Source organism: Corallococcus praedator (assembly GCF_003612125.1).
Classification (GTDB): Bacteria; Myxococcota; Myxococcia; order Myxococcales; family Myxococcaceae; genus Corallococcus; species Corallococcus praedator.
Window position 1 is genome coordinate 1 of the sequence record NZ_RAWI01001030.1, and the last position, 446, is coordinate 446.

Sequence of the window (446 nt, forward strand, 5' to 3'; positions counted from 1 at the left end):
GCCTGGAACGACCCGATCGGAGCACCGAACTGCGTACGGACCTTCGCGTAGTCGACGGCGGTGTCGAGCGCCCACCGCGTGATGCCCGACGCCTGGGCGGCGAGGCCGGCGACGAGTCGGGCCGCGACCACCTCGGCGGGGGCGTCGATCACCGCGACCGCGGCGACCCCGCGCAGCGACATCGTCGCCACCCCGGCGCGGCCGTCGAGCGCGGTGGCCGTCTTCAGGTCGACTCCGGGTGCGGCCAGGTCGACGACGAGCCATCGGCGCTCCCCACCGTCGGCGGCGAGCAGCGCCAGCCCGCCGGTGCTCGCGCCGACCACCGTGACGGTGTCGGCGTCGACGAGCACGCCCTGCGCGCTGTCGCGGATCACGGCCCCGACGTCCGCACCGGGCGCGACACCGGCGGGTGCGAGGGCGACGCTGCGGTCGCCGGTGAGCAGAGT

1 protein-coding gene is annotated in these 446 nt (G+C 76.5%); it reads right to left on the reverse strand.

Translation table 11 applies throughout. From position 1 onward, the window contains the following. Positions 1–446, reverse strand: a 446-nt coding sequence (locus D7Y13_RS42900) for an acyl-CoA dehydrogenase family protein (protein WP_279637208.1), incomplete at both ends; no start/stop codon positions are given.